At 68.6% G+C, this 24557-nt stretch carries 23 protein-coding genes and 1 pseudogene; 15 read left to right on the top strand and 9 right to left on the bottom strand.

What is annotated here, in order from left to right; all coding sequences use genetic code 11:
* Positions 1 to 49: 49 nt before the first annotated feature.
* The 6 genes from BLU62_RS11760 (at position 50) to BLU62_RS11735 (ending at position 5590) form a co-directional block, all read left to right on the top strand.
* Complete coding sequence (locus BLU62_RS11760) at positions 50 to 1894, top strand: long-chain-acyl-CoA synthetase (RefSeq protein WP_074849772.1); 1845 nt, start codon at positions 50 to 52, stop codon at positions 1892 to 1894.
* The gene (gene folP, locus BLU62_RS11755; protein ID WP_074849771.1) at positions 1891 to 2772 is read left to right on the top strand and encodes a dihydropteroate synthase; all 882 of its coding nucleotides are present in this window, start codon (positions 1891 to 1893) and stop codon (positions 2770 to 2772) included. Before BLU62_RS11760 ends, folP begins: the two co-directional genes overlap by 4 nt.
* Entirely contained in the window at positions 2769 to 3782 is a 1014-nt protein-coding gene (locus tag BLU62_RS11750) for a glucosyl-3-phosphoglycerate synthase (RefSeq protein ID WP_074849769.1), read from the top strand. Before folP ends, BLU62_RS11750 begins: the two co-directional genes overlap by 4 nt.
* Positions 3783 to 3929: 147 nt before the next feature.
* A complete protein-coding gene (locus BLU62_RS11745; protein ID WP_074849768.1) occupies positions 3930 to 4376 on the top strand; it encodes a DivIVA domain-containing protein in 447 nt (148 codons plus the stop codon).
* Positions 4377 to 4478: 102 nt separating this feature from the next.
* Positions 4479 to 4646: a DUF3117 domain-containing protein gene (locus tag BLU62_RS11740; RefSeq protein ID WP_004019232.1), complete on the top strand. Its 168-nt coding sequence runs from the start codon at positions 4479 to 4481 to the stop codon at positions 4644 to 4646.
* A gap of 41 nt (positions 4647 to 4687) precedes the next feature.
* Positions 4688 to 5590, top strand: coding sequence for a putative RNA methyltransferase (locus BLU62_RS11735; protein WP_244278135.1), 903 nt, complete (start codon positions 4688 to 4690; stop codon positions 5588 to 5590).
* A gap of 20 nt (positions 5591 to 5610) precedes the next feature.
* On the opposite strand, the gene glgA is transcribed toward BLU62_RS11735, so the two are convergent.
* Positions 5611 to 6777, bottom strand: a complete 1167-nt coding sequence (gene glgA, locus BLU62_RS11730) for a glycogen synthase (protein WP_208863627.1) — start codon at positions 6775 to 6777, stop codon at positions 5611 to 5613.
* 113 nt (positions 6778 to 6890) lie between these two features.
* Here glgA and glgC point away from each other — a divergent pair, with 113 nt between their 5' ends.
* Positions 6891 to 8105 carry a glucose-1-phosphate adenylyltransferase gene (gene glgC / locus BLU62_RS11725; protein ID WP_074849762.1) on the top strand — a complete coding sequence of 405 codons (1215 nt, stop codon included), beginning with the start codon at positions 6891 to 6893 and terminating at the stop codon, positions 8103 to 8105.
* A gap of 55 nt (positions 8106 to 8160) precedes the next feature.
* On the opposite strand, the gene BLU62_RS11720 is transcribed toward glgC, so the two are convergent.
* Genes BLU62_RS11720 through cofD form a run of 3 tightly spaced genes read right to left on the bottom strand, consistent with a single transcriptional unit; the run spans position 8161 to position 11113 of the window.
* On the bottom strand, positions 8161 to 8736 hold the full coding sequence (locus BLU62_RS11720; RefSeq protein ID WP_074849761.1) for an NUDIX hydrolase: 576 nt from the start codon (positions 8734 to 8736) through the stop codon (positions 8161 to 8163).
* Positions 8733 to 10082 (bottom strand): coenzyme F420-0:L-glutamate ligase, encoded by a 1350-nt coding sequence (locus BLU62_RS11715; protein WP_074849759.1) that lies wholly within the window; start codon positions 10080 to 10082, stop codon positions 8733 to 8735. Before BLU62_RS11715 ends, BLU62_RS11720 begins: the two co-directional genes overlap by 4 nt.
* Entirely contained in the window at positions 10079 to 11113 is a 1035-nt protein-coding gene (gene cofD, locus BLU62_RS11710; RefSeq protein ID WP_074849758.1) for a 2-phospho-L-lactate transferase, read from the bottom strand. Before cofD ends, BLU62_RS11715 begins: the two co-directional genes overlap by 4 nt.
* Before the next feature lie 720 nt (positions 11114 to 11833).
* Between cofD and BLU62_RS33230 the strand changes: the two genes are divergently transcribed.
* Entirely contained in the window at positions 11834 to 12097 is a 264-nt protein-coding gene (locus BLU62_RS33230; protein ID WP_208863680.1) for a WhiB family transcriptional regulator, read from the top strand.
* Between the two features lie 96 nt (positions 12098 to 12193).
* On the opposite strand, the gene BLU62_RS11700 is transcribed toward BLU62_RS33230, so the two are convergent.
* The gene (locus tag BLU62_RS11700) at positions 12194 to 12715 is read right to left on the bottom strand and encodes a metallopeptidase family protein (RefSeq protein WP_074849754.1); all 522 of its coding nucleotides are present in this window, start codon (positions 12713 to 12715) and stop codon (positions 12194 to 12196) included.
* Between the two features lie 104 nt (positions 12716 to 12819).
* Between BLU62_RS11700 and BLU62_RS11695 the strand changes: the two genes are divergently transcribed.
* The 3 genes from BLU62_RS11695 to manA all read left to right on the top strand — a co-directional run bounded on the left by BLU62_RS11695 (position 12820) and on the right by manA (position 15981).
* Positions 12820 to 13371, top strand: a complete 552-nt coding sequence (locus tag BLU62_RS11695; RefSeq protein ID WP_099047850.1) for a DUF3499 domain-containing protein — start codon at positions 12820 to 12822, stop codon at positions 13369 to 13371.
* Positions 13372 to 13540: 169 nt separating this feature from the next.
* Positions 13541 to 14689: a hypothetical protein gene (locus BLU62_RS11690; RefSeq protein WP_074852851.1), complete on the top strand. Its 1149-nt coding sequence runs from the start codon at positions 13541 to 13543 to the stop codon at positions 14687 to 14689.
* Positions 14686 to 15981 (top strand): mannose-6-phosphate isomerase, class I, encoded by a 1296-nt coding sequence (gene manA / locus BLU62_RS11685; protein ID WP_074849752.1) that lies wholly within the window; start codon positions 14686 to 14688, stop codon positions 15979 to 15981. Before BLU62_RS11690 ends, manA begins: the two co-directional genes overlap by 4 nt.
* A 28-nt stretch (positions 15982 to 16009) precedes the next feature.
* Here manA and eccE read toward each other — a convergent pair whose 3' ends face one another.
* On the bottom strand, positions 16010 to 17746 hold the full coding sequence (gene eccE / locus BLU62_RS11680) for a type VII secretion protein EccE (protein WP_074849751.1): 1737 nt from the start codon (positions 17744 to 17746) through the stop codon (positions 16010 to 16012).
* Positions 17747 to 17948: 202 nt separating this feature from the next.
* Between eccE and eccB the strand changes: the two genes are divergently transcribed.
* Positions 17949 to 19427, top strand: coding sequence for a type VII secretion protein EccB (eccB, locus tag BLU62_RS11675; protein ID WP_074849749.1), 1479 nt, complete (start codon positions 17949 to 17951; stop codon positions 19425 to 19427).
* 30 nt (positions 19428 to 19457) lie between these two features.
* On the opposite strand, the gene BLU62_RS11670 is transcribed toward eccB, so the two are convergent.
* The 3 genes from BLU62_RS11670 to BLU62_RS11660 form a co-directional block, all read right to left on the bottom strand.
* Complete coding sequence (locus BLU62_RS11670; protein ID WP_244278133.1) at positions 19458 to 20525, bottom strand: DNA polymerase III subunit beta family protein; 1068 nt, start codon at positions 20523 to 20525, stop codon at positions 19458 to 19460.
* A 51-nt stretch (positions 20526 to 20576) separates the two neighbouring features.
* Positions 20577 to 21743 carry an FAD-dependent urate hydroxylase HpxO gene (hpxO, locus tag BLU62_RS11665; protein WP_208863626.1) on the bottom strand — a complete coding sequence of 389 codons (1167 nt, stop codon included), beginning with the start codon at positions 21741 to 21743 and terminating at the stop codon, positions 20577 to 20579.
* A 114-nt stretch (positions 21744 to 21857) separates the two neighbouring features.
* Positions 21858 to 22484 carry a TetR/AcrR family transcriptional regulator gene (locus BLU62_RS11660; RefSeq protein ID WP_074849745.1) on the bottom strand — a complete coding sequence of 209 codons (627 nt, stop codon included), beginning with the start codon at positions 22482 to 22484 and terminating at the stop codon, positions 21858 to 21860.
* A gap of 111 nt (positions 22485 to 22595) precedes the next feature.
* On the opposite strand from BLU62_RS11660, the pseudogene BLU62_RS11655 reads away from it, so the two are divergent.
* From BLU62_RS11655 to nrdI, 3 genes and pseudogenes are all read left to right on the top strand, one after another.
* A pseudogene (locus BLU62_RS11655) lies at positions 22596 to 23152 on the top strand (NAD(P)H-dependent oxidoreductase).
* Positions 23153 to 23592: 440 nt separating this feature from the next.
* Complete coding sequence (locus tag BLU62_RS11650; RefSeq protein WP_074849743.1) at positions 23593 to 23829, top strand: redoxin NrdH; 237 nt, start codon at positions 23593 to 23595, stop codon at positions 23827 to 23829.
* Between the two features lie 237 nt (positions 23830 to 24066).
* Complete coding sequence (gene nrdI / locus BLU62_RS11645) at positions 24067 to 24528, top strand: class Ib ribonucleoside-diphosphate reductase assembly flavoprotein NrdI (protein ID WP_074849741.1); 462 nt, start codon at positions 24067 to 24069, stop codon at positions 24526 to 24528.
* Positions 24529 to 24557: the final 29 nt, after the last annotated feature.

Here is a 24557-nt window from a genome sequence, read left to right as displayed (position 1 = left end):
CGGTGAGTGCGCGGGGCACTCACGACGCCCAGCGGAGAGCGGAGGCCACATGTCCCCAGACATCCAGCGCAAGGACGTCCAGAAGGACGCGACAACGGACGACTCGAGCAACGGGAGTCCGTCGAAGGACGCGGTGAAGACCGTCGGGGTGGGGGATCTCCTTCGCGGCGTGGTGAAGATGGCGCCACACGCGACCGGGATGATCAAGCACGCACCGGGGCTGATCCGGCGGCCACCGGAGGCCAAGAAGACCATCGGGTCGGTGTTCCAGAAGCACGCGAGTGCGCATCCGGATCGCCCGTTCGTCCGGTTCGAAGGACGCACGACCACCTACGGCGAGGCCAATCGCCGGGTGAACCGTTACGCCGCAGTCCTTTCCGAGGCCGGTGTCGGGAAGGGCGACGTGGTGGCGCTGCTCTCCAAGAACAACACCACCGATCTGTTGCTGATGCTGGCGACGGTGAAGCTCGGCGCGATCGCCGGGATGCTCAACTACAACCAGCGCGGTGACGTCCTCGAACACTCGGTCAAGCTGCTCGGGGCCAAGGTCCTTGTCCACGATCCGGACTGTGCCGAGACCTTCGAGTCGATCCCGGAATCGGCGCTGCCCGAGCATGTCTACGACTTCGCGGAATTCGACGTCGCCGCCGAGGGGAAGCCGGACGCCGACCCGGAGATCACCGCGCAGCTGCCGGCCTCGACCAAGGCCTTCTACATCTTCACCTCGGGCACCACTGGGATGCCCAAGGCCAGCGTGATGAGCCACAACCGCTGGCTGGCCAGCTTCTCCGGGATCGGTGGCCTCGCGGTCCGCCTGCGCCACAGCGACACCTTGTACGTGCCGCTGCCGCTCTACCACAACAACGCGCTGTCGGTGTCGCTGTCGTCGGTGCTGGCGTCGGGGGCATGCTTCGCGATCGGCCGTTCGTTCTCGGCGTCGAAGTTCTGGGACGACGTGATCCTCAACCGCGCCACCGCCTTCTGCTACATCGGCGAACTGTGCCGCTACCTGCTGGCGCAGCCCGAGAAGCCCACCGACCGGCAGCACTCGGTCCACACCGTCGTCGGCAACGGGATGCGACCCGACATCTGGGACGAGTTCCGCGAGCGGTTCGGCGTGGACCGCGTCGTCGAGTTCTACGGCGCCAGCGAACTCAACCTGGCCTTCGTCAACGCCTTCACCGTCGACAAGACGGCCGGGTTCTGCCCGCTGCCGTACAAGATCGTGGAGTACGACGAGGAGGGCAACCCCAAGCGCAACGCAGACGGCCGGCTGACCCAGGTCGGCAGAGGCGGCACCGGTCTGCTCCTCGCGCAGATCTCCGACCGGGTGCCGGTCGACGGCTACACCGACGAGGAGGAGACCGAGAAGAAGATCGTGCGTGACGCCTTCAAGAAGGGCGACGCGTACTTCAACTCGGGTGACCTGGTCCGCGACCAGGGCTTCGCGCACATCGCCTTCGTCGACCGGCTCGGCGACACCTTCCGCTGGAAGGGCGAGAACGTCGCCACCACCGAGGTCGAGGGTGCGGTCGATTCCTACGACGCGGTGGCACAGTCGGTGGCCTACGGCGTCGAGGTGCCCGGCACCGACGGCCGCGCCGGAATGGTGGCGATCAAGTTGCGCGACGGAGCCGACCTCGAGCCGAAACGGCTCGCCGAGCACCTCTACAAGGCGCTGCCGTCCTATGCGGTGCCGCTGTTCGTGCGGATCGTCGACGACTTCGAGCAGACCTCGACGTTCAAGAACCGTAAAGTCGAACTCCGTAAGGAAGGTTATGCCGACGCCGAGGCCGATAAGGTCTATGTGCTGGTCGGCAAGGAGAAGGGCTACGTGGAGTACTACGAGGATTACCCCGACGACGTGGCCGCCGCCAAGGTCCCCAAGGGATGATCGTTTCGCCGACCCTGTGCGGTCGTCCGGTGGCCACCGACCGCGCGTTGGTGATGGCGATCGTGAACCGCACCCCCGACTCCTTCTATGACCGTGGCGCCAGCTTCGACGACACGGCCGCGCAGCGACGCGTCGACCACGTGGTCGCCGAGGGCGCCGACATCATCGACGTCGGCGGGGTGAAGGCAGGGCCGGGCGAAGAGGTCGACGCGGCGACCGAGGCCGCCCGCGTGGTGCCGATGATCGCGTGGATTCGTGCGCGCCATCCCGACGTGCTGATCAGCGTCGACACCTGGCGCAGCGAGGTCGCCGACCAGGCGTGTGCGGCCGGGGCCGATCTCGTCAACGACACCTGGGCCGGATACGACCCCGAGGTCGTCGCCGTGGCCGCCTCACGGGGCGCCGGGATCGTCTGTTCGCACACCGGTGGCGCCCTCGTACGGACCCGCCCGCACCGCGTCGCCTACGGCGATTCCGTCGACGACGTGGTGGCCGACGTCCTCGCGGAGGTGACCGGCGCGGCCGAGCGGGCCCTCGCCGCAGGTGTACATCGAGACGCGATCGTTATCGACCCGACGCATGATTTTGGCAAGAACACCCACCACGGGCTGACCTTGTTACGCCGTGTAAAAGATCTTGTTAATACGGGTTGGCCGGTCCTGATGGCGCTGAGCAACAAGGATTTCGTGGGGGAGACTCTGGGTACGGACCTAGAACAACGGTTGGAGGGAACTCTCGCCGCGACCGCTCTGGCCGCCGCCGAAGGCGCCCGGATCTTTCGCGTACACGAGGTCGCCGCCACCCGTCGTGTGGTCGACATGGTCGCTGCCATCGCGGGAACGAGACCGCCCGCCCGAACAGTCAGGGGACTTGCATGACCAAGCAGAAGCGACGTAACCCCATCAGTCGCGACAAGGCCGCCGTCTGGCCGACGCCGGCCGAGGGTCTCGGTGCCAAGCGGCAGTGGTCGGCAACCCACACCTGGGAACAGCCGGACTGGACGATCGACGAACTCGTCGCCGCGAAGGACGGACGCACCGTCTCGGTGGTCCTGCCCGCTCTGAACGAGGAGGAGACCGTCGCCGACGTGATCGCCACGATCATGCCGCTGTACGGGACGCTCGTCGACGAACTGATCGTCCTGGACTCGGGCTCCACCGACGCCACAGCCGAGCGCGCGCTGGCCGCCGGTGCGCAGGTGATCAGCCGCGAAGAAGCGGTGCCGGAACTCGAACCCGTCAAGGGCAAGGGTGAGGTGCTGTGGCGCTCGATCGCCGCGACCACCGGCGACATCATCGCCTTCGTCGACTCCGACCTCATCGACCCGGACCCGATGTTCGTGCCGAAGATGCTCGGCCCGCTCCTGGTGAACCCGGAGATCCACCTGGTCAAGGGCTACTACCGGCGGCCGCTGCGCACCGGCGGCACCCAGGACGCCAACGGCGGCGGTCGCGTCACCGAACTCGTCGCCCGGCCGCTGCTGGCCTCCCAGAAGCCCGACCTCACCGCGGTCCTGCAACCGCTCGGCGGCGAGTACGCCGGCACCCGCGAGATGCTGTCGTCGGTGCCGTTCGCGCCCGGCTACGGCGTGGAGATCGGTCTCCTCATCGACACCTACGACCGGTACGGTCTCGGCGGCATCGGCCAGGTGAACCTCGGCGTCCGCACCCACCGCAACCGCCCGCTCATCGAGCTCGGCGTGATGAGCCGCCAGATCGTCGGCACTCTCATGCGCCGGTGCGGCATCGAGGACTCCGGCGTCGGACTGACCCAGTTCACCGCCGAGCTCGACGGCTCGTTCACGCCGCACACCACCGAGGTCTACCTCGAGGACCGTCCGCCGATGAACACCCTCCGCTCGATCGACTCCAAGGTGATGGCCTCCTAGCCATCCGGCCACACCCCGACTCCGGCGACACCCTGGCACGCCTACGGCGTGCCGCAGTGTCGCCGGATTCGTGTGCGGAGGCGATCGCCGGCCCGGCCGCCAGGTGCCGCCGGGGCTGCGCGCCGGCGGTCTGTCAGGATGGGATGCATGCAGACCCTGCTGCTGTACCTGCTGATCATGGCGCTCGTCGCCGGGGCAGTGTTCGCCGTCGTGTGGTTCGTCTTCGGGCGCGGGGAGGAACTGCCCCCGGTCGAACCCGACACCACACTGACCCGCCTGCCGAGGGTGGGGATCGGCGGCGACGACGTTCGCGCGTTGCGTTTCGCGCAGACGTTCCGGGGTTACAAGCAATCCGAGGTCGATTGGGCGCTGGCGCGTCTCGCACGCGAGGTCGACGACCTCCGCGCGGTCATCGCACGGCTCCGGGAGCGCGAGTCGGGGTCAGGTCCGCTCCCCGGCGCCACGGGCGTCCCCGAGGCTGCCGAAGACGATGCCGCCGCCCCCGAGAACGGCCGGGAGCAGGCGGCTTACGACGACCCGACCCCCAATCCCGCCTCCCGCGAAGCGGGTCCGTCGATACGCTCGGAGAGGTGAGCAGAGCACTCCGGAACAACGCTTGTGTCGCGCACTCGCATTCGATTGAGACGACGACACGTATCATGTTCGAAGCAGGGACACTGTGAAGGGAGCTTGAGAATGGCGGCAATGAAGCCACGTACTGGGGACGGCCCCCTCGAAGCGGCCAAAGAAGGGCGTGGAATCGTTGTCCGGATTCCGATCGAGGGCGGAGGTCGCCTCGTCGTCGAGTTGACCGCCGACGAAGCCGCCGCACTGGGTGAGGAACTCCGCGGGGTCACCGGCTGAACGGAGATCTCGCCGACGTCGTCGAGCTGCTTCGATGCCCGGTGTGTGCCGGGCCATTCGAGACCGGACCTCTCGGGACCGGGCACGACGAAACTTCCCCGGCCGCAGCCGGGTCTGGACCGTCACCGCGTGGAGTCGCACTCCGCTGCGGTGACGGTCACTCCTTCGACATCGCCAAACAGGGTTACGTCTCGCTCCTCGACGGACGTTCGGGATCGCTACGTGCCGACACCGCGGCAATGGTCGCGGCCCGCGCGCGTGTCCACGACGCCGGATTCTTCACCCCGGTTCTCGCCGCGGTCGCGGACCGGACACGCGAATTCGGTGCCGGTGTCGACAAACCCGTCGTACTCGACGCCGGAGCCGGTGGCGGTCACTACCTTCGCGCCGCGGTCTCCGCGCTCGCCGACTCCTCGCCGTCCGTCCGGGCACGGGGAATCGGCATCGATCTCTCCAAATTCTGTGCGCGGGCGATCTCCCGCGGCACCCCACGACACGCCGCAATCGTCGCCGACATCTGGCGTGGCCTACCGATCGCCGATGATGCTGCCACTGTTGTGCTCTCGGTGTTCGCCCCGCGCAACGCCGCCGAGTTCGCACGGGTACTCCAACCCCACGGTGGGCTCGTCGTCGTCAGCCCGGCTGCCGACCACCTCGCCGAGATCATCGAACCGATGCAGATGCTGCGGGTCGACTCCGGCAAGTCCGAACGCCTCCAGGCCACCTTCGCCGACGGTTTCGAGGTCGTCGACTCGTCGACGATCCGGCACGTCATCGAACTCGACGCGCAGACCGTGGGCGACCTGGTGGCGATGGGGCCGTCGGCCTTTCATGCCGACGACGCCGACATCCGCTCGCGTGCAGACGCATTCATGGGAGGTGGCACCGTCGGCGTGACGCTGTCGGTGGTCGTGACGACCTGCCGCCCGATCGCGCAGGGCTGACCTGCCGCAACGGCGCGCCGTCAGCGGAGTACGGACCGGTACACCCCTAGGGTCTGTTCGGCGATCGTCGACCAGGAGAACTCGGCTTCGGCACGCTCGCGGCCGGCCGCACCCATCGCCGTGGCCGCGACGGGATCCCCGACGACGGCGTTGACCGTCTGGGCGAGATCGAGTTCGAAGGTCTGCGGATCGACGGGATCGTAGGGCACCAACCGGCCGGTGACGTGATCGCGCACCACCTCCGGGATACCGCCGACCTCCGACGCCACGACGGCGGTCCCGCAGGCCATGGCCTCCAGGTTCACGATGCCGAGCGGTTCGTACACCGACGGGCACACGAAGACCGATGCTGCAGTGAGGATCTCGCGGATGCGGGGGAGCGGCAGCATCTCCCGTACCCAGTGCACGCCGGGTCGTGACGCGGACAGCTCGCCGACCGCCGACTCGATCTCGGCGCCGATCTCCGGGGTGTCGGGGGCGCCGGCGCAGAGCACGAGCTGGATGTCCGGATCGAACCGGTGGGCGGCAGCGACGAGGTGGGCGACGCCCTTCTGCCTGGTGATACGGCCGACGAAGGCGACGATCGGACGCTCCGGATCGACGCCGAGCGCGGTCAGCGTCGATTCGGGGCCGAACGGGTCGTCGACGGGATACCACTGGTCGGTGTCGATGCCGTTGCGCACCACGTGGACACGTTCGGGATCGAGACGCGGATAGGTGGTGCAGATCTCGCTGCGCATCCCCGAGCTCACGGCGATCACCGCGTCGGCGTACTCGACCGCGTTGCGCTCGACCCAGCTCGACACCCGATATCCACCGCCGAGCTGTTCGGCCTTCCACGGCCGCGACGGTTCGAGCGAATGCGCGGTGAGGATGTGAGGGACGCCGTACAGCTGCGCGGCGACGTGCCCGGCGAGGCCGGTGTACCAGGTGTGGGAGTGCACGACGTCGGCGCCCTCGGCGCCGACGGCCATCCGCAGGTCGGCGGACAGCGTCGTGATCGCCGCATTCGCGCCGGCCAGGCCCGGGTCCGGCGAATAGACCGCCGCGGTCTCCCGCTCGGCACCCATGCAGTGCACGTCGACGGTGGCGAGATCGCGTAGGTGGCGGACCAATTCGGTGACGTGTACACCGGCGCCGCCGTACACCTCGGGTGGATACTCCCGTGTCATCATCGCCACCCTCATATCGACGACGCTAGTGGCATCCGCAGCAGTTCGCCATCGCAGAGTGAACACAACCGCGAATCCGATGGCGCGGCCATCTGGCCGAGGCTCCCGATCGCGGTTAAGTTGGGGGAGTGAGATCACAGCCGCACGTCCTCGGCATCGTCCTCGCGGGCGGCGAAGGTAAACGCCTTTACCCGCTGACGATGGATCGGGCCAAGCCTGCGGTGCCCTTCGGCGGTGCCTACCGGCTGATCGACTTCGTGCTGTCGAACCTGGTCAATGCCGGATACGAGCGCATATGCGTGCTGACACAATACAAATCGCACTCGCTGGACCGGCACATCTCGCAAACCTGGTGGACATCGGGATTTCATGGCGAATACATCACCCCGGTGCCCGCGCAGCAGCGCCTCGGTCCGCGCTGGTACACGGGTAGCGCAGATGCAATCTTCCAGTCCATGAACCTGATCACCGATGAACTGCCGGAATACATCGTGGTGTTCGGTGCCGATCACGTGTATCGCATGGACCCGTCGCAGATGGTCGAGGCGCACATCGCATCGGGAGCCGACGTCACCGTCGCCGGCATCCGCGTACCGCGTGCGGAGGCCGTGGCCTTCGGGTGCATCGACTCCGACGCGTCCGGCAAGATCACGCGCTTCCTCGAGAAGCCCGCGGACCCGCCCGGGACCCCCGACGATCCGGACTCGACCTTCGCCTCCATGGGCAACTACGTGTTCACCACCGAGGCTCTCGTCGACGCCCTGCGCGCCGACGCCGCCGACTCAGACTCCGACCACGACATGGGCGGCGACATCATCCCCGCGTTCGTCGCGCGCGACACCGCCTACGTCTACGACTTCAAGGACAACCAGGTGCCCGGGGCCACCGAGCGCGACAAGGGCTACTGGCGTGACGTCGGAACCCTCGACGCGTTCTACGAGGCGCACATGGACCTCGTGTCCGTGCACCCGATCTTCAACCTGTACAACGGCCGCTGGCCGATCCGCGGCGAGACACACAACCTGCCGCCGGCCAAGTTCGTCCAGAGTGGCGTCGCCGAGGACTCGGTGGTCGGTTCGGGCTGCATCATCTCGGGTGGGACGGTACGCAATTCGGTGCTGTCGTCCAACGTCATCGTCGAGGACGGCGCGATCATCGAGGGCAGCGTCCTCATGCCGGGCGTACGCGTCGGCAAGGGGGCGGTCGTGCGCAGGGCCATCCTCGACAAGAACGTCGTCGTCGGCGACGGTGAGCAGCTCGGTGTCGACCCCGACGCCGATCGCGAACGCTTCTCCGTCAGCGCCGGAGGTGTGGTGACGGTCGGCAAGGGGATTCGGGTCTAGCGCCGAACGCCTGGTCCGCGGAGCGAGAGTCGGGACGCTGCGTATCGAGGTCCCGTCAGCCCCGCAGCGCGGCCCGGATGAGCTCCGGGATGTCGGCGTCGGTGTCCGGCGGTAGGTCGTCGATCGGCCACCATTGCAGGTCCACCGATTCCTCACTGCGTTCGAACGCCGGGAGGCTGCCGTCGGCGGTCGGGGCGGCGACCACCCGGTAGCGCACGTCGAGATGTCTGGTCGGCACGCCGAGCGAGCAGGTGATCGGGTGGGTGTGCAGGTGCACGATGCCACCACTGTCGCCGACGCGATCGAGGTCGAGACCGGGGATGCCCGATTCCTCGCGGGCTTCCCGCAGCGCGGCGTCGGCCAGGGTCTCGTCGGTCGGCTCGCAGTGGCCGCCGAGCTGAATCCACCTGCCCACGCGGGGGTGCAGAGTGAGCAGGACATGGCTGCGATCGGCGTCGAAGACGATGGCCGACCCGGTGAGATGCCCTGCCGCGCAGGCCCGCAGGCAGGCGTCGGGGGTGGCGGCGAGGAACGCGAGGTAGGCGTGCCGGAGACTGTCCTGCGCCGAGTCGGGTGCCTGCCATGCGGTCAGTGCCTCGACGGCCGATGCGTGCAGCGACTCGGCACTCACAGTTCGATCACCCACTCCCCGGTCGGGGCGGCGTCGCGCAGCGGGGCCGCATCGAGCGGATGTCCGATGGCGACCGCGCCCAACGGCTCCCACGATGCGTCGAGTTCGAGGACTCGACGCACGGTCGGCGCGGCGAAGATCGTGGAACCGACCCAGCAGCTGCCGATCTCGCGGACGGACAGCGCGATGAGCAGGCTTGCCACGGCACCACCGGCGGCCACGGTGAACATGGTGTGCTCGGCGGCATTGCGACGTTCGTCGGGATACTCGTGCACGCCGTCGGGCACCAGGAACGGGATCACCAGTTCCGGCGCGTCGTACAGGATCTGACCGCGACGGAGGCGCTTGGAGATCGATTCGGGTGTCTTGGAGTCGGATTCGAGGTCGGTGCGCCACTCGGCATTCATGGCGTCGAGCAGCGCACGACGCCGCTCGGCCGACCGCACCCACACGAATCGCACCGGGTGTGTGTGGTGCGGCGCGGGGGCGGTGAGGGCCTCACCCAATGCCGCGCGCAGCGACTCGGGATCGACCGGCCGGTCGTCGAAGGCGCGCACGGACCGTCGTGTGCGGATGGCCTCACGTCGTCCCTGGAGGATGGCCTCCTCGGTGCCGAGACGGAACAGGTCCTCCTCGGCGGGCCGGATCAGGTCGGCGGCGGTTGAACCGTTGTCGACGGGTGCGAACCCGCGGACGACCGCGACCGGAACGGCCGCGAGCTTGCCCTTGACCAGGTCGGCGGCCGCGGCCAGTTCGTCGGCCACCGCGATGTCGGTCACCACCAACGGATTCCCGTAGTCGTCGGTGCCGCCGTCGTAGGGGTGGGTGACGGCGATGCCCGCCGAACCGATCGCGACATCGGTCTGTCCGGTGCGCCAGGCGCGGCCCATCGTGTCGGTGATGATCACGGCGACCTCGAGCCCGGCGCGCTCGGCGATGGCGGCCCGCAGCCGCTTCGCGCTGCCGTCGGGATCCTCGGGGAGCAGGGCCAGCTGGTCGGAGCGCACGTTGGAACCGTCGATGCCTGCCGCCGCCTGCACAAGACCCAGACGGTTCTCGGTGATGAGGGTGCGGTTCTTGCGGGCGAGCACCCGCACCGACTCGGCCTCGACGAGCTTGCGACGCAGCGCATCACGCTCCTCGGGGTCGGCCGGTGCGTCCACCATGCGTCCCTCGGCCTTGGAGATGATCTTGCTGGTCACCACCAGCACATCGCCGGATTCCAACCATGGTGCGGCGGCGAGGATCTCAGCGGCGACATCGGAGTCCTCGGTGAACTCGGGGAGCCCGGCGACCGGCCGGATGTCCAGGCCGTCCGGGGCTCGATGATCGGCGAGGTCGGTCACGCGGTGCCCACGTTCCGGTCCGGCAGGGCGACGTCGACGAGTGCGCATGCGGCGCGGATCATCTGCGCGGTGGCCTGCGGGTCGGTCATCAGCAGCGGGGCGGAGCCGATGGCGATGCCGTCGACGCGGGCGTGATCGCCCTCGGCGATCAGCCAGCCGTCGAGGATGCCGTTGCCGCTGCGGGCGCCGTAGTGCCCGGCGATGGCCTCGGCCGACGACTCCACACCGATCACCGACAGGCATTCGTCGGCCATGCCGCGCAGCGGCCGGTTGTCGATGACCGGCGAGACGCCGACCACCGGTGCCTTCGCGGTCCGCAGTGCGCTGCGCATCCCCGGAACGCTCACGATGGCACCGATGCTCACCACCGGATTCGACGGTGCGAGCAGTATGACGTCGGCGTCGGCGATCGCGTCGAGCACGCCGGGTGCGGGAGTGGTGTCGTCCGAACCGACCTGCGCGAAGCCGAAGGTCGGGACCTGCGCCCGGTGGCGCACCCACCATTCCTGGAAGTGGATGGCGACCCGCTCACCCTCGTCGCCGTCCGGCTTGGCGATCACCACGTGGGTCTCGTGACGGTCGTCGGTCACCGGCAGCAGACGCACGCCCGGATTCCAGCGGCGGGACAGTGCGGCGGTCACATCGGACAAGCGGTACCCGGCGTCGAGCATCTGGGTGCGGATCAGATGGGTCGCCAGGTCGCGGTCGCCGAGCCCGAACCAGTCGGGATCGGCACCGTAGGCGGCGAGTTCCTCTTTCGCGTTCCAGGTTTCGTTGCGCCGGCCCCACCCGCGTCCCGGGTCGATGCCGTCGCCGAGGGTGTACATGCACGTGTCGAGGTCGGGGCAGATCCGCACGCCGTGCATCCACGCGTCGTCGCCGACGTTCACGATCGCGGTGATCTCGTGTTCGCCGACACCGAGTGTGGGGTCGTCGGGATGCGGTGGGAACGGGGTGACGCCGAGCAATTCGCGCAGCCCGAGGAGGAAACGTGCTCCCCCCACGCCGCCGACGAGTACGGTCACCTTCACAGCAGGTACTCCTTCACACCGCCACTCTAGTGGTCGGCCGAGATGGCTCGTACGCCGCTGTCGCGCCCGCCGCGGTGGGCGGGGAGGAGGGCTCGCCAGTGTGATCTTCACTGCGGCTTCGAGCCTTCGTCGTGTCGAGTCACAGATTTGTCGGCACGCGATGGTAAAGGGAAATCTTCGATTCAACTTGACCGCGACCACCCTCGGCGTGTCTAATCACATCAGTGTCATTCCGAGTTTGAGATCGAGAACATTCGAGGTCGAGAACCACTGGCCTCCAATGGATTCGATCGTATGTTCGAACTTGGCAAGAGGGTCGGTGCCGGCATTGAGGGGCCGTCGCTCGGGCGCTGTGTACGACTGGTGCAGGAAGTTAACGCACTTCGAGTACAAGTGGTGTGGCAGCAGTGGTGGGTACGGCAGCACGTCGTGTTCGCAAAGGACAGTCAAACGACCAACATCCCGAGCTAGGAGGCGCCGACGATGGCTTTGGAAAATCCGATCGGCAATCCGCTTGAACCACATGATCGCCCGCAATTCATCGCAGAGTCGCGCGTGATGACAACCACCCCGGAAATCGATACCGCGGAATTCCGCACCCTCGGCCCTGTCGACGAGTCGATGATCGGTGGTACCGCGCGTATCGCCGCCGTCGAATCCGGGTCCGACGCAAGCGATCTCGTCGACATCGACGCGGACGGTCCGTCCGGTCGTCGCCATCTGGCCTTGGTGTCCAACGACTTCGACGACCTGTTCGACGCGGTCGAGGAGCAGTGGCAGGACCGCGCGCTGTGCGCGCAGACCGATCCCGAGGCGTTCTTCCCGGAGAAGGGCGGATCGACGCGAGAGGCCAAACGCATCTGCCAGGGCTGCGAAGTCAAGGCCGAATGCCTGGAGTATGCGCTTCACAACGACGAACGCTTCGGTATCTGGGGCGGGCTGTCGGAGCGCGAGCGCCGTCGCCTCAAGCGCGGCATCATCTGATCGAACGGCGCCCGACGCCGTCATCCGAACAAGCGAATTCAACAGCGACAGCTGGACGCTCGACGAGCATCGTCGAACGCGATCATCGACCGCGGATCACTCTGGTCCGCGGTCGATCGTGTCTTCGTCGACACCCAGGTGCGTCGCAACCTGCTGGACGAGTACCTCGTGTACGAGCTCGAGAAGATCCGAGCCCTTCTTGGCCCGGGACTCCAGTGGGCGGCGGAACAGGATGATCTGAGCCCGCGTCGGCACCCCGTGGACGTCCATCCCCGCCGGGATCAGTCGGGCGAGCGGTACCGCGCCGTCGGCGGTCACCTCGTCGGGCCACTCGACGGTCTCGGGATCGCGGGGGAGTAGTCGCGGGATCTCGTCGACCGCGATGTCCAGTCCGGAGAGCTGGTCGTGCCACTGTGCGTCGATCTCGGCGAAGGCCTCGAGCGCGACGGCGTCGAACTCATCGGAGCGGGTGTTGTAGGCGGGGACGTTCTGGGGCAGCAGCGGGGAGCGCAGGCCGCGTCCTCGCCGGTCTCGGTATCGTCCGACCCGTCGTCGGCCACGACGGGTTCCCGGCAGGCCGTAGGAGCCGCGCGGCGTCGGCTTCGGGTGGATGCGCATGGCGCGAGTCTATGAGGTCGCGGTGGCTCATGTCGCCCCCGCCTGCCACCCGTTCTGAGCGTGTCGAGTCCGTGGTTGCGGACAGGGAGGGCTAATCTCGTCACGTGAAGCTTCCCCGTCTGTGCTGCCGACCCGGCTGCGCCCGATCCGCGGTGGCTACCCTGACCTTCGTCTACGCCGAATCGACTGCGGTGATCGGTCCGCTGGCGACCTCGGAGGAGCCGCATTCCTGGGATCTGTGCGACGACCATGCTCGTCGGATCACCGTGCCGCGGGGCTGGGAGATGTTGCGCAGTGAACGGGGATTCTCGGTGCCTGCCGAGGATCACGAACTGACCGCGCTCGCCGAGGCCGTCCGCGAGGCCGGCGCCGTCGCCGGTGGCGGGCGCCCGGGCTTCGTCGATCGCGGACCGCTCGGCCGGGGTGCCGACCGGATGCCCGTCGACTCCCTCGACGCATTCGACGACGCGCGCTCGGCCGACGATGCGGCCTACGAGGCCGCTCTCGCCGATCGCCGCTCCGGCCGTCATCGCGCCGGGCCGGTCGACTCACCGGGGCAGCAGCCGTCGGCCACCCAGGGCGTGCCGCGCCACCAGACGCGGCCCCGGCCGGGTCGCCGCGGTCATCTCCGAGTGCTCCCGGATCCGGTCGACTGACCGGACACCACCACGCGGGGGCGTGGAACCCGTTGTCGCCGTCGGGGGCCGCGGACCGTTCGTGCTCCGGTCCGAATCCGGCCTCTCGCCCGATCCCGCTCCGGGGGCCGATCGAGTGACTGTGCCGCGTACCCGGGCGCGTGTCCCCGTGGCTGGCTACGCTGGTTCCATGCGTACCGGTACACCCGACCTCGACGATGCCGAGGAGTTGTTCGCCGCGGACGTCGACGGGCTGCTGCGGGCCGTCGCGCTCGCCGGGGCGCAGGTCCGTGCCACCGCCGAAGCCGTCCGCGAGGGTGTCCTGGCCCCTCTCGCGGACCTGCGGCCGCGCAGCGTCGTGATCGTCCACGGCTCGAGCGAGGTCTCGCATCGCGCGGCCGAGCTGGGTGTCGCGACCCTTGCGGCACGCGTCGACGTCCCGGTCGTGACCGGTCCGGTCCTGCCCGGCTGGGTCGGTCCTCTCGACGTGGTGATCGTGGCCGGCGAGGACGCGGGCGACATGGCGCTGGCGGATGCCGCCGCGCGTGCCCAGCGTCGTCGGGCCGATGTGGTCGTGGCCGCGCCGATCGCCGGACCGCTCCAGGATGCACTGGGCGGCAACGGGATCAACCTCTCCCCGCGGTTCGACATCGAACCGCGCTTCCGGTTCGTCGGCTTCGTCGCCGCACTGCTGGCGGTGTTCGGTGCGCTGACCCAGGTCCGGGTCACCGGTCCGGTGCCCGCTCTCGACGACCTGGCCGACGCGCTCGACTCCGAGGCCTCGGGATCGCATCCCTCCCGCGAGACCTTCCACAACCGGGCCAAGTCGCTGGCCGTCCGGGTCCAGGGCCGTCCCGTCGTCTGGACGTCGGACTCGCCGGCGGGTTCGGTGCTGGCCGCGCATGCCGCCACGAGCCTCGTCGGCCTCGCCGGGATCGTCGGCGCCGTCGCCGAGCTGGGTGACGTGGCGAGGATGTCCCGACTCCTGGAATCGCGGCCGGGCGGAGCGCCGGCCGCCGACTCGATCTTCTACGATCCGGAATTCGACGGTCCCGCCCAGGACCCGGCCCCCAGGATCATGGTGGTGTCGACGGCCAGGCGCGAGTGGTACACGCGACAGCGGGTGATGGGACTGGGCGACGTCGATCTGGTGGTCGGGGCCGATGCCGCCGACACGACGCCGCAGGGTGACGGGCAACCGTGGGACGACCGTCGTCCGGTGCCGGGTGAGGACCCGGTGGCCGACGGCCCGGGTGACCTGCTCGACTTCCTGGTGGTGGCGTTGCGGGTTGAGATGGCGGCGGTATACCTCCGCCTGATTGGGAACACGGTGCAATGAGGATTCTCGACGGAGTGGTGCGCCCCTACGCGTGGGGTTCACGGACGGCCATCGCGTCGATACAGGGCAGGCCTGTCCCGTCGGCGCATCCGGAAGCCGAACTGTGGTTCGGCTCGCACCCGGCGGGCTCGGCGCGATGTATCGACCCCTCGGGTCCCGAACAGGACCTCGTCGAGGTGATCGACGCCGATCCGGTCGCGACACTCGGCGCGGCGAGTGCTGCCGAGTTCGGGAACCGGCTTCCGTTCCTGCTGAAAGTTCTCGCCGCCGAGGAGGCGTTGTCGCTGCAGGCGCACCCGTCCGCCGAGCAGGCGCGCGAGGGCTTCGAGCGGGAGAACGGACGCGGCCTCGCCATCGACGCCCGCGACCGCAACTACCGCGATCCGTGGCACAAGCCGGAACTGATCGTCGCCACCACGCCCTTCGACGCCCTGGCCGGATTCCGCGATCCGCACAAGACCGTCGCCCTGCTGCGCGAGCTGCAGGTCAGCGAACTCGACCATTACCTGGGGATGCTTGTCGGGCAACCTGATTCAGAGGGTCTCCGCGCGTTGTTCACCACGTGGCTGACGCTGCCGGAGTCGTTGATCCGTCAGCTCGTGCCCGCGGTACTGCACGGCGCGATCGAGGTGCTGAGCGCAGGGAAGACCGAGTTCGCCGCCGAGCTGCGCACCGTGTGCGAACTCGGGGAGGACTACCCGAACGATCCCGGAGTGCTCGCCTCGCTGTTGCTCAACAACGTGCATCTCGAGCCGGGCCAGGGCCTGTACCTGCCCGCGGGCAACCTGCACGCCTACCTCCGCGGTACCGGCGTGGAGATCATGGCCAACTCCGACAATGTCTTGCGCGGCGGCCTCACGCCCAAGCACATCGACGTGCCGGAGTTGTTGCGCGTCCTCGATTTCACTCCGGTCGACGCCGCCCAGCTGGCGCCGCCGGTGCGCACGATCGGCGCCGAACGTGTCTACCTCACGCCCGCGCCGGAGTTCCGACTGTCGCGAATCGAGTTGGACGGCACCGGATTGCACCACTCGTCGTCGATCTGCTTCGACATGCCGGGACCGCAGATCCTCGCGGTGCTGAGCGGTGCGGTCGAGGTCCGGCCCGCTGACGGCGCCCCGCTGACCGTGACATCGGGTCACGCCCTGTGGATCACCGACGACGATCCGGACGTGATCGTGCGGGCCGCCTCCGCACGGGCGGTGTTCTATCGCGCACTCGTGCCGGTCGCGGTGCCGGCCTCCGACGGGGTGTCTGCATCCGCGTCGGCCGCGGCGACCGCCGCTGAATGAACCCGCTTCGGCCGCTGCGGGATCCGGGCTAGCGCCGAACGGGTGCGGCCGGTGCCTGTGCCGCAGGTTCGGGGTAGCCGCCGATCAGGTTCCACTCGTCGGGGGTCGCGACCATCGTCACGAGGACCGGCTGTCCGCCCGTGTCGAGTGAGAGGTCCTGCGGCGCACGCGGATTCTGCATCAGGGCCACGGTGTGGCCACCGGCCGCGTCGTCGACGCCGGGTGCGGACACGATCATCCGCGTCGTATCCGGCTGCGGGGACGGGGGAGTGACACCGTCGACGATGACGAGCGCCGGTCCCGGACGGGCTGGTGTGCGATCGCCGGCGAGCGACAGGGCGCCCGGGTCGGCGACCGCCGTCACCAGCGGAGCCCAACGGTGCGGGCGGTCGGTGTGAACACGGACCGACGCGCCGACGGCGACCGCTCGCAGGGCGATCTGTGCGACGACGTGGATGCCGGCGGCGACCGAAACGGTGGCGATGCCGGGCCCGACAAGTCGGGTGGCGACGGCGCGGCCGGCATGGTCGGCGCCGATGAGCTGACCGCATCCGCCGGCCGGGAGACGCACCGATTCCAGGAAGGCCTGGGCTGCTTCGCCGGTGAGTGTCGGCAGGTTCCGGTCGAGACGCGTGGATGTGGCGATGGGGAGGCTGACGGCGAGGGCGTCGAACTGGCGGCCGTCGAGCGGTTGCAGGCCGGCCGGCCATGACGGCACCGCGCGGCGGGCGTCGGGGAACTCGTTGAACCGGACGAATGCGGACACCTCGACCTCGGGTCGCACGGTCCGGTGGCGCCGGTCGGCGGCGACGTGGCGGAGCCGGACGGTGAGCGTCGTCGAGACGGACGAGTTGACCCAGACGTCGCGGACGACCGCAGACAGTGATTCCGGTTCGACGGCGGCGGTGCGGATGCGGAGCCCGGACACCCCGACCGATTCCCATTCCTCGGTCAGGGAGTCGATACCGGCGCCCTCGGTCAGCTGGGTGGTGACCGAGGTTATCTGGGCGGCGGACAGGACGGTGGTGGTCAGTCCGCTCTCGGCGAGGCGTTTGGCGACCCGCCGGGTGGTGACCGTCGCGGTGCGCAGGGCCCCGGTCGCGCCGCCGCCTCGACGGGCCACGGCGTCGGGGCAGTCGAGCGGATCGAGTCGCAGCACGACGAACACCGAGCGCTGGGCGGTGGCCGACAGCGGGCCGAGGGTGCGGTCGTAGGTCGCCGGTGCCACACCGGAACCCCACACGCGCACACCGTGACTGATGACCTCGATGGAGCTCAGCGCGATGTCGTAGCGGTCGATGCATTCGGCGAGGACGTCGAGCGGGACGAGCTGTCCCGCCTCGTCGCCGAGCGTGCTGTCGCCGGGGGTCAGGTAGGTGACCGCGGGGCCGCCGGGGTCCACCCGCACCACGGTGACCAGGGTGTCGCCGACCCACCGGGCACCGATGGTGGTGGGTGCCGACGAACGACGCGCCGACGGGCGGGTCGAGGGGCCGGCCAGCGGGACGTCGAACGGTGCGGGATTCAGATCGGCGGCGCTCCGACGCATCCGCGACCAGGAGAACGACATCCGGGCGGCGAGCCGGCCGAACAGCGACTGCCGACCGCCGACGCCGACCAGTCCGGCCGCGATCACGACCGCCACGATCAGGGCCGACAAGCCCCACACGCTGCCCGACAGCGCCCACACGACGAGACCTGCAGCGAGGATCACCTCGATCACCACAAGTGTGCGCAACCCCGACGCACGCGTGTTCCGATCCACGATCCCCCCTCGATCCCGGTGCCGCGCCGAACGCGGCGTCGCCCGTCGGTGTGTCCACAGGCGGCGGAGCCCCGCACGTGAGGGGCATGTTTGTCGGTTAGGCTACTACCGCGCGGCAGGGGGTACGCCGCGAGACATCACAACCGGTCCACACCGTCGCGGAGTTCGTGGGCGCGTGGGATCGGTGCGGACAGGGGGAGTCGTGGCACGTCAGCTGACGACCAAGGCTCAGGTCAACGGCTATCGTTTCCTGATCAAGCGGCTCGAACACGCGCTCGTCCGCCGCGATGTGCGGATGCTGCACGACCCGATGCGGTCCCAGCTGCAGGCGCTGCTGGTCGGCACGGTTCTCGGTCTGCTCGTCCTCGGCGGTTGCGGGGTGTACGGCCTGATCCGCCCGCAGGGTTCGGTCGGCGACGCCACCATCATCGTCAGCAAGAACAGCGGCAGCATGTATGTCCTCGTCGAGGACACGCTGCACCCAGTGCTCAACCTCGCCTCGGCTCGGCTGATAACCGGGAGTTCCGAGAAGCCGACCTCGGTGGCGGACAAGAAACTCCAGCCCTATCCGCGCGGGCCGCTGCTGGGCATCCCGGGGGCGCCCGCGTCACTGCCGGGTTCGGCGCACAAGGGCACCTCGATGTGGACGGTGTGCGACTCCGCCGCCGTCTCGTCGGATACGTCGAGTGAGTCGATCCAGCAGACCGTCATCGCCGACGAGCCCGCCCTCGGCGCGTCGACCGTCGAGACCGCGCGCCCGGCCGACGCGGTGCTCGTCGATGCCGGCGACGAGACCTTCCTGATCTATCAGCTGTTCCGCGACGGTGCGTGGAGCCCGGTCCGGGCGGCGGTCGACACCGACAGCGCCCCGGTCATGCGGGCACTCGGACTCGAAGGCGTCGCACCGCGCCGGATGACGCCCGGTCTGCTCAACAGCTTCCCGCTCGTCGATCCGCTGGAGGTGCCCACGATCCCGGGCGCCGGAGCTCCGGGCGCCGTGGAGTCGGCGACCGTCGGTTCGGTGGTGAAGTCGGTCGACGTCGACGACGAGACGACCTACCACGTCGTGCTCCGCGGTGGGGTCCAGGAGATCAGTGCCCCGACGGCCGAGATCCTGCGTCTCGCCGACCGCGACGGTGCCGCACCCGTCATGACGGTGGCGCCCGGCCGGCTCGCCACCCTGAAAGTGGTGGAGGAGTTGCCGATCGGCGATTTCCCCCAGCTCACCCCGTCGATGCTCGGTCTCGCCGCCGATCCGACCCTGTGCCGCAGCTGGTCCCGCGGCACCGACGAGCCACGGGCCGAGACCGCGCTGCTGGCCGGTCGGGCACTTCCGTTGAAATCAGATGCCCGGCCCGTCCGTCTCACCTCGGCCGACGGCGCCGGACCCGGTCTCGATCAGGTCTATTTGCCGCCGGGTTCCGGGGAGTACCTGCAGGTGACCGGTAACGAGGCCGACAGTGCCCGCACCGAATCGCTGTTCTACGTGAACGATTCGGGTGTGCGCTTCGGGATCCCCGACCTCGAGACCGGTGGGACCCTCGGACTCGGCGACTCGCCGGCGCGCGCACCGTGGTCGGTGGTGTCCCTGCTGGCGCCCGGGCCGACGCTCTCCACGGAGGCGGCGCTGGTCGCACACGACGGGCTGAAGACGGCCGAGATCGACCGGGACGGCGAGTAGCGGCCCGACCCGGAGCCGGCCACCCCGCTCCTAGACGGTAGAGGGATGCGCGGTGGGCATCACCAGGGTGGTGAGATCACCGCGGTCCGCGGAACGGACGGTTGCCGGTTGTGCGTCGCCGCGGAAGTCGATCAGCACCTCCGCGCCGATCGCGGTGCTGATACCGGGGTACAGCGTGATCATCTCGAACCAGATGTCGAGCTCTGGGCCCAGGACACGAGCATCCAGCCGAATGTCGTTGCCCGACTCACCGTCCCGTAGCGTCACCGCCGATGCGCCGACGGCCAGTTCGATTCGATCCGAATGCAGGTCCTCGAGTGCCCGCAGAAGCGCGGTGGTGGAGATCTCGACGCGGGTCGTCACCGGGGGCAGGGTGTCCAGCATCGACCGGTGGTCGGGGAAGGGGTCGGCGAGCAACCGGCAATGGCGATCACCCCGGTCGGGTGATCGAAGCGACATCCCGTTCGCGGTGGCCTCGATCCCGACCCGTGGGCTCCGCCGGAGATCGGTGAGTGCGTTGCGCAGATCCTCGCCGTTCACCGTTGCAGCCCAGGCGGTCTGGCGGACGCTCGCCGGAACCAGGGTGCGGCTGGCCAGGCGGAAGCGGTCGGTGGCGGTGACCGTCAGACCATCGGGGCCGGCTTCGACCCGCACCCCGCCGAGCACCGCGATGTCGGGGTCGTCGGTGGTCGCGGTGAGGACCTGCCCGATCGCCGCAGCCAACACCGGACCACTGATGACAGCGACCGGTTCGGCGGACCTCGCGAGGAGATCGTCCTTGATGTGGACGGCCTGCCGTCGTGCGGCCGCGGCGTTGTCGACGACGGAGTCGACGTGGTCGTCGACGAGCCGGATGGCCTCGGCGGGTCCGGCGTCGAGCACGGTCTTCACCATCGGCAGCGACATCCCGATCTCGCGTAACCGGCGGAGGAGAACCGCACGTTCGAACTGTTCTTCGCCGTAGTACCGGTATCCGGACCCCGGGGCGACCTCCGCCGGGGTCAGCAGGCCGGCATCGGCGTAGAAGCGCAGCGCGCTGGCGGTCAGCCCGCATCTCTGTGCGAACGAACCGATGGGCATCAATGCGGGAGTGGTCACCGTCCCATCATTCGGCTTCGACCCGGGTGAAGGTCAACCCCGGAGAAGGCGTCAGGAAGTGAGGGGACCGCCGACGATGTTGCCGACGAGCCCGCGGATGATGTTGGTGCCGTCCTCGCCGCGCAGTTCCTCGTACCAGGCGGCGGTCTTCTCGGGGTCCTTGCCGTGGGTGACGTCGCAGCGCTTGCGGGCGCGCAGCACGAGGTCGCCGGCGCGTTCGGTGCGTGCGGACTCGTAGGCGGCGAGCGCGGCGAGCGGGTCGTCGGGGTGGTCGCGGAAGGCGAACTGCAGCGCGACCGCGTCCTCCATCGCCGAGCATCCGCCCTGCCCGATGTCGGGGGTGGTGTTGTGCGCCGCGTCGCCCAGCACGGCGACCCGTCCCTTGACCCAGGTGTCGAACGGGTCGAGGTCGAGGATCTCGACCCGATTCGTAGTCGCGGGGTCGAGCTTCTCGATGAGCGTCTGGACGCCGGGCGCCCAGTCGCCGAACTCCGCGGCGAGGACCTCGCGGGCGGTGCCGCGTTCGAACTGAACGCCTTCGGGCATCGGGACGTCGAAGAAGAAGTAGAAGCGGTTGCCCGCCACCGGCATCACCGACACGCGACGCGAATCGCCCACGTAGGTGGTCCATTCGGTGGCCGGACCGATCTTCTCGTCGACCTCGACGAGTCCGTTGAAGTTGACGTATCCGGCGTAGCGGCGCGCGACGGGGCCGCCCAGGACGTACTCGCGGGTGAGGGACTTCGCGCCGTCGGCGCCGATCACGATGTCGGCGGAATCGGTGGTCCCGTCGGCGAATTCGACGGTGGCACGGTCCTCGCCGTCGTGCACCGCGACCATCTTCTTACCGAAGTTGATGGCGTCGTATCCGTAGGCGTTCATCAGCATGAGCTGCAGTTCGGCCCGCGCGATCGGATACGGGCGCTGACCGACCTCGTCGATGAGCGGCTGCATGCTGAAGCGGCACATGGTGTCACCGGTGAATCCGTCGACGTAGCTCATCGAGTCGACGATGCCGCCGAGTTCGGCGGTCTCCTTCTCCAGACCCAGGTGGTTGAGGCACTTGACCCCGTTGGACCACACCGAGATCGCCGCGCCCACCGGCTTGTTCTCGGTGACCTGCTCGTAGACCGCGACCTCGATGCCCAGCTGCTCCAGTGCGATGGCCGCCGACATGCCACCCATACCTGCGCCGACGATCACTGCCTTCACACTCATCACCGCTTTCTCGAGATCACCTACCGGCCGCTTTCGTTCGCCGGCACGACACAAGGCTAAGGCGCGGCGGACGGTGGCGCGCGACGAAGGCGTCCGCGGTGGCGCGCGTAGATGTCAGAGCGAACCGCGGGAGGCCACGAGTGCGGTGACCATCTCCTGCCACTGCGTGGTGATGGTCTCGAGATCGAGGCCGACCTCGACCATCAGGTACCGCACCGACCCGGCCGAGAGCGGCGCCTGCACGGCCAGCGACATGAAATCGAGCCGATCCGCGAAACCCAACTGCCGCAGCAGGATCTGTACGTGCTGGGTGGACGCGCGACCCACCGGGTGGGTCATGAAGTCCTCGGCGGCGGCCCCGGCTTCGAGCAGGATGTCGAGGTGGTCGCAGGTGAGCTTGAGCCGAGCGCGGCCGTAGGCCAGCAGCCGATCGAGTGGCGGCGCGCCGGGACCCAGGGGTTCGGGTCCGGACAGGTAGGCCTGCTGCATCTCGGATTCGGAGTGGTCGAGCAGTGCGAGCATCAGCCCGGTGCGACTGCCGAAGCGACGGAACACCGTGCCCTTTCCCACCCCGGCCTCGCGGGCCACCGCCTCCATGGTCACCGCGGCGGCACCGTGGTGATCGATCAGGTTCTTGGCGGCAGCCAGCAACAGACGCCGATTGCGTGCGGCGTCGGCACGTTCGGTCCCCGAGTTGTTGAAGGAGATATGGAGCGGGGAGTGGTCAGGCCCGTTCGGCACGTGATGAGGGTAACTCTTCACCCCGATCGGGAATCAATCGGACCCGGGTCCGGTTCCTGCTTGCGTATCCACGGCCCCCACCGGGCCGGTGTCATCGTCGAAAGGAATGTCATGTCGGATCGAGTTGTCGAACTGGTAGCACTCGTCGGAAGCCTCCGTGCTGCCTCCATCAACCGGCAGCTGGCCCAGGTCGCGGCCGACAACGCTCCCGCCGGAGTGAACGTCACCGTCATCGACAACCTCGGGTCGCTGCCGTTCTACAGCGAGGACGTCGATGTCGAGGGCACCCTCGACGCCGGTGTGATCGCCCTGCGTGAGGCCGTCGCCAAGGCGGACGGCGTGCTCATCGCCACCCCGAGTACAACGGCACCATCCCGGCCGCGCTCAAGAACGCCATCGACTGGCTGTCGCGCCCGTACGGGAACGGCGCCCTCACCGGCAAGCCGGTCGCCGTCCTGTCCGCCGCGCTCGGCCAGTTCGGCGGCCAGTGGACCCGCGAGGACACCCGTAAGTCGGTCGGCATCGCCGGCGGCCGTGCGATCGAGGACGCCGACCTCGGTCTGCAGATCCCCGCGCTCCCCGAGGGCGGCCTGACCGATCCCGCGATCGTCGAGAAGGTCGTCGCCTCTGTCTCCCGCATCGTCGACGAGGTCGCCGTCACCGCCTGATTCCTCTCGCAGTGCTTCGACGCCGCGCCGGGCCACGCCCGGTGCGGCGTCGTCGTATCTGCGGGCACATGGAGAGGGGCACATATAGAGGTGCGTCGAACGGGTCGCTGTGGACCTGGCTCTGTGGACTGACGGTGGACATGTTGTGGAGCATCGCTGGACAACCTGTGAGCGACACGCCGTACCTGCCTGTGACACGCCGGAGTTTATGATCCTGCACCTCTCCGACCTGCAAGTCTTCCAACGATGTTATTCACAACCCCTTGTGGTGACCAGAAATGTCAGCCACTAGGTGTAGTGTTTGCGTTACCAGTCAGGCGGACAAGAGGAAGCGGATCCACTCCTCCGGAAACGCCAGGAATTCGGTGACGCAGGTCACCATCTTCACGCTGGGAAACTGCACGTCACTGGCGATTCCTACGACCGAGGAGAACCTCTAGATGTCTTCCATCACCGTCTACACGAAGCCGGCATGTGTCCAGTGCAACGCCACCTACAAGGCCCTGGACAAGCAGGGTCTGTCCTACGAGATCGTCGACATCAGCCAGGACCCGGAAGCCCGCGACTACGTGATGGCGCTCGGCTACCTGCAGGCCCCGGTCGTCGTGGCCGGCGAGGACCACTGGTCGGGCTTCCGTCCCGACCGCATCAAGGCGCTCGCCACCGCTGCCGCCTGATCCTCCGAAGACAGCCGTCACAGCCACCATCGACCCCGGCGCGGGTGCGATCCGAAGGGGAAGCCGGATCCGCCGCGTCGGGATGTGACAGCCCAGAATGAGTGCTCCGATCCCGGCCCCGGGAAATGGTCACGGTGGTTCCGGTGTTGGAACCAGCAGGCGTCTCGATCAGAGAGCTGATCGGCGAACGCAACGAATGTCATGGACACGGTCATCGTCAGCAGAGTTGGAGGAGACATGTCGGCCACGCCGTTGATCGTCTACTTCTCCTCGGTCTCCGAGAACACCCACCGGTTCGTCGAGAAGCTGGGCCTGCGCTCCGTGCGCATCCCGCTGACCGGCGCGGCCGGTGATTTCGGTGTCGACGAGCCGTACGTGCTGATCTGCCCGACCTACGGGGGCGGCAAGGCGACGGGGCAACCCGGCGGCTTCGTCCCCAAGCAGGTCATCCGCTTTCTCAACGACGAGCACAATCGATCCCTGATCAGGGGAGTGATCGCGGCAGGGAACACCAACTTCGGTGAGGAGTTCTGCTACGCCGGCGACATCATCTCGCGTAAGTGTCGTGTGCCCTACCTGTACCGATTCGAACTGATGGGCACCACCGACGACGTCGACCGCGTACGCGCGGGGCTCGCCGACTTCGCCCAGAGCCCGGCGTTCGCGGCGGGTGTGCCGCTCCACGCCACACCCGCCTGACCCGACCGCCGCGCGCGTCGCCGCCGATC

Source organism: Gordonia westfalica (assembly GCF_900105725.1).
Lineage (GTDB): Bacteria > Actinomycetota > Actinomycetes > Mycobacteriales > Mycobacteriaceae > Gordonia > Gordonia westfalica.
This window is presented reverse-complemented; position numbering and strand designations above follow the sequence as displayed.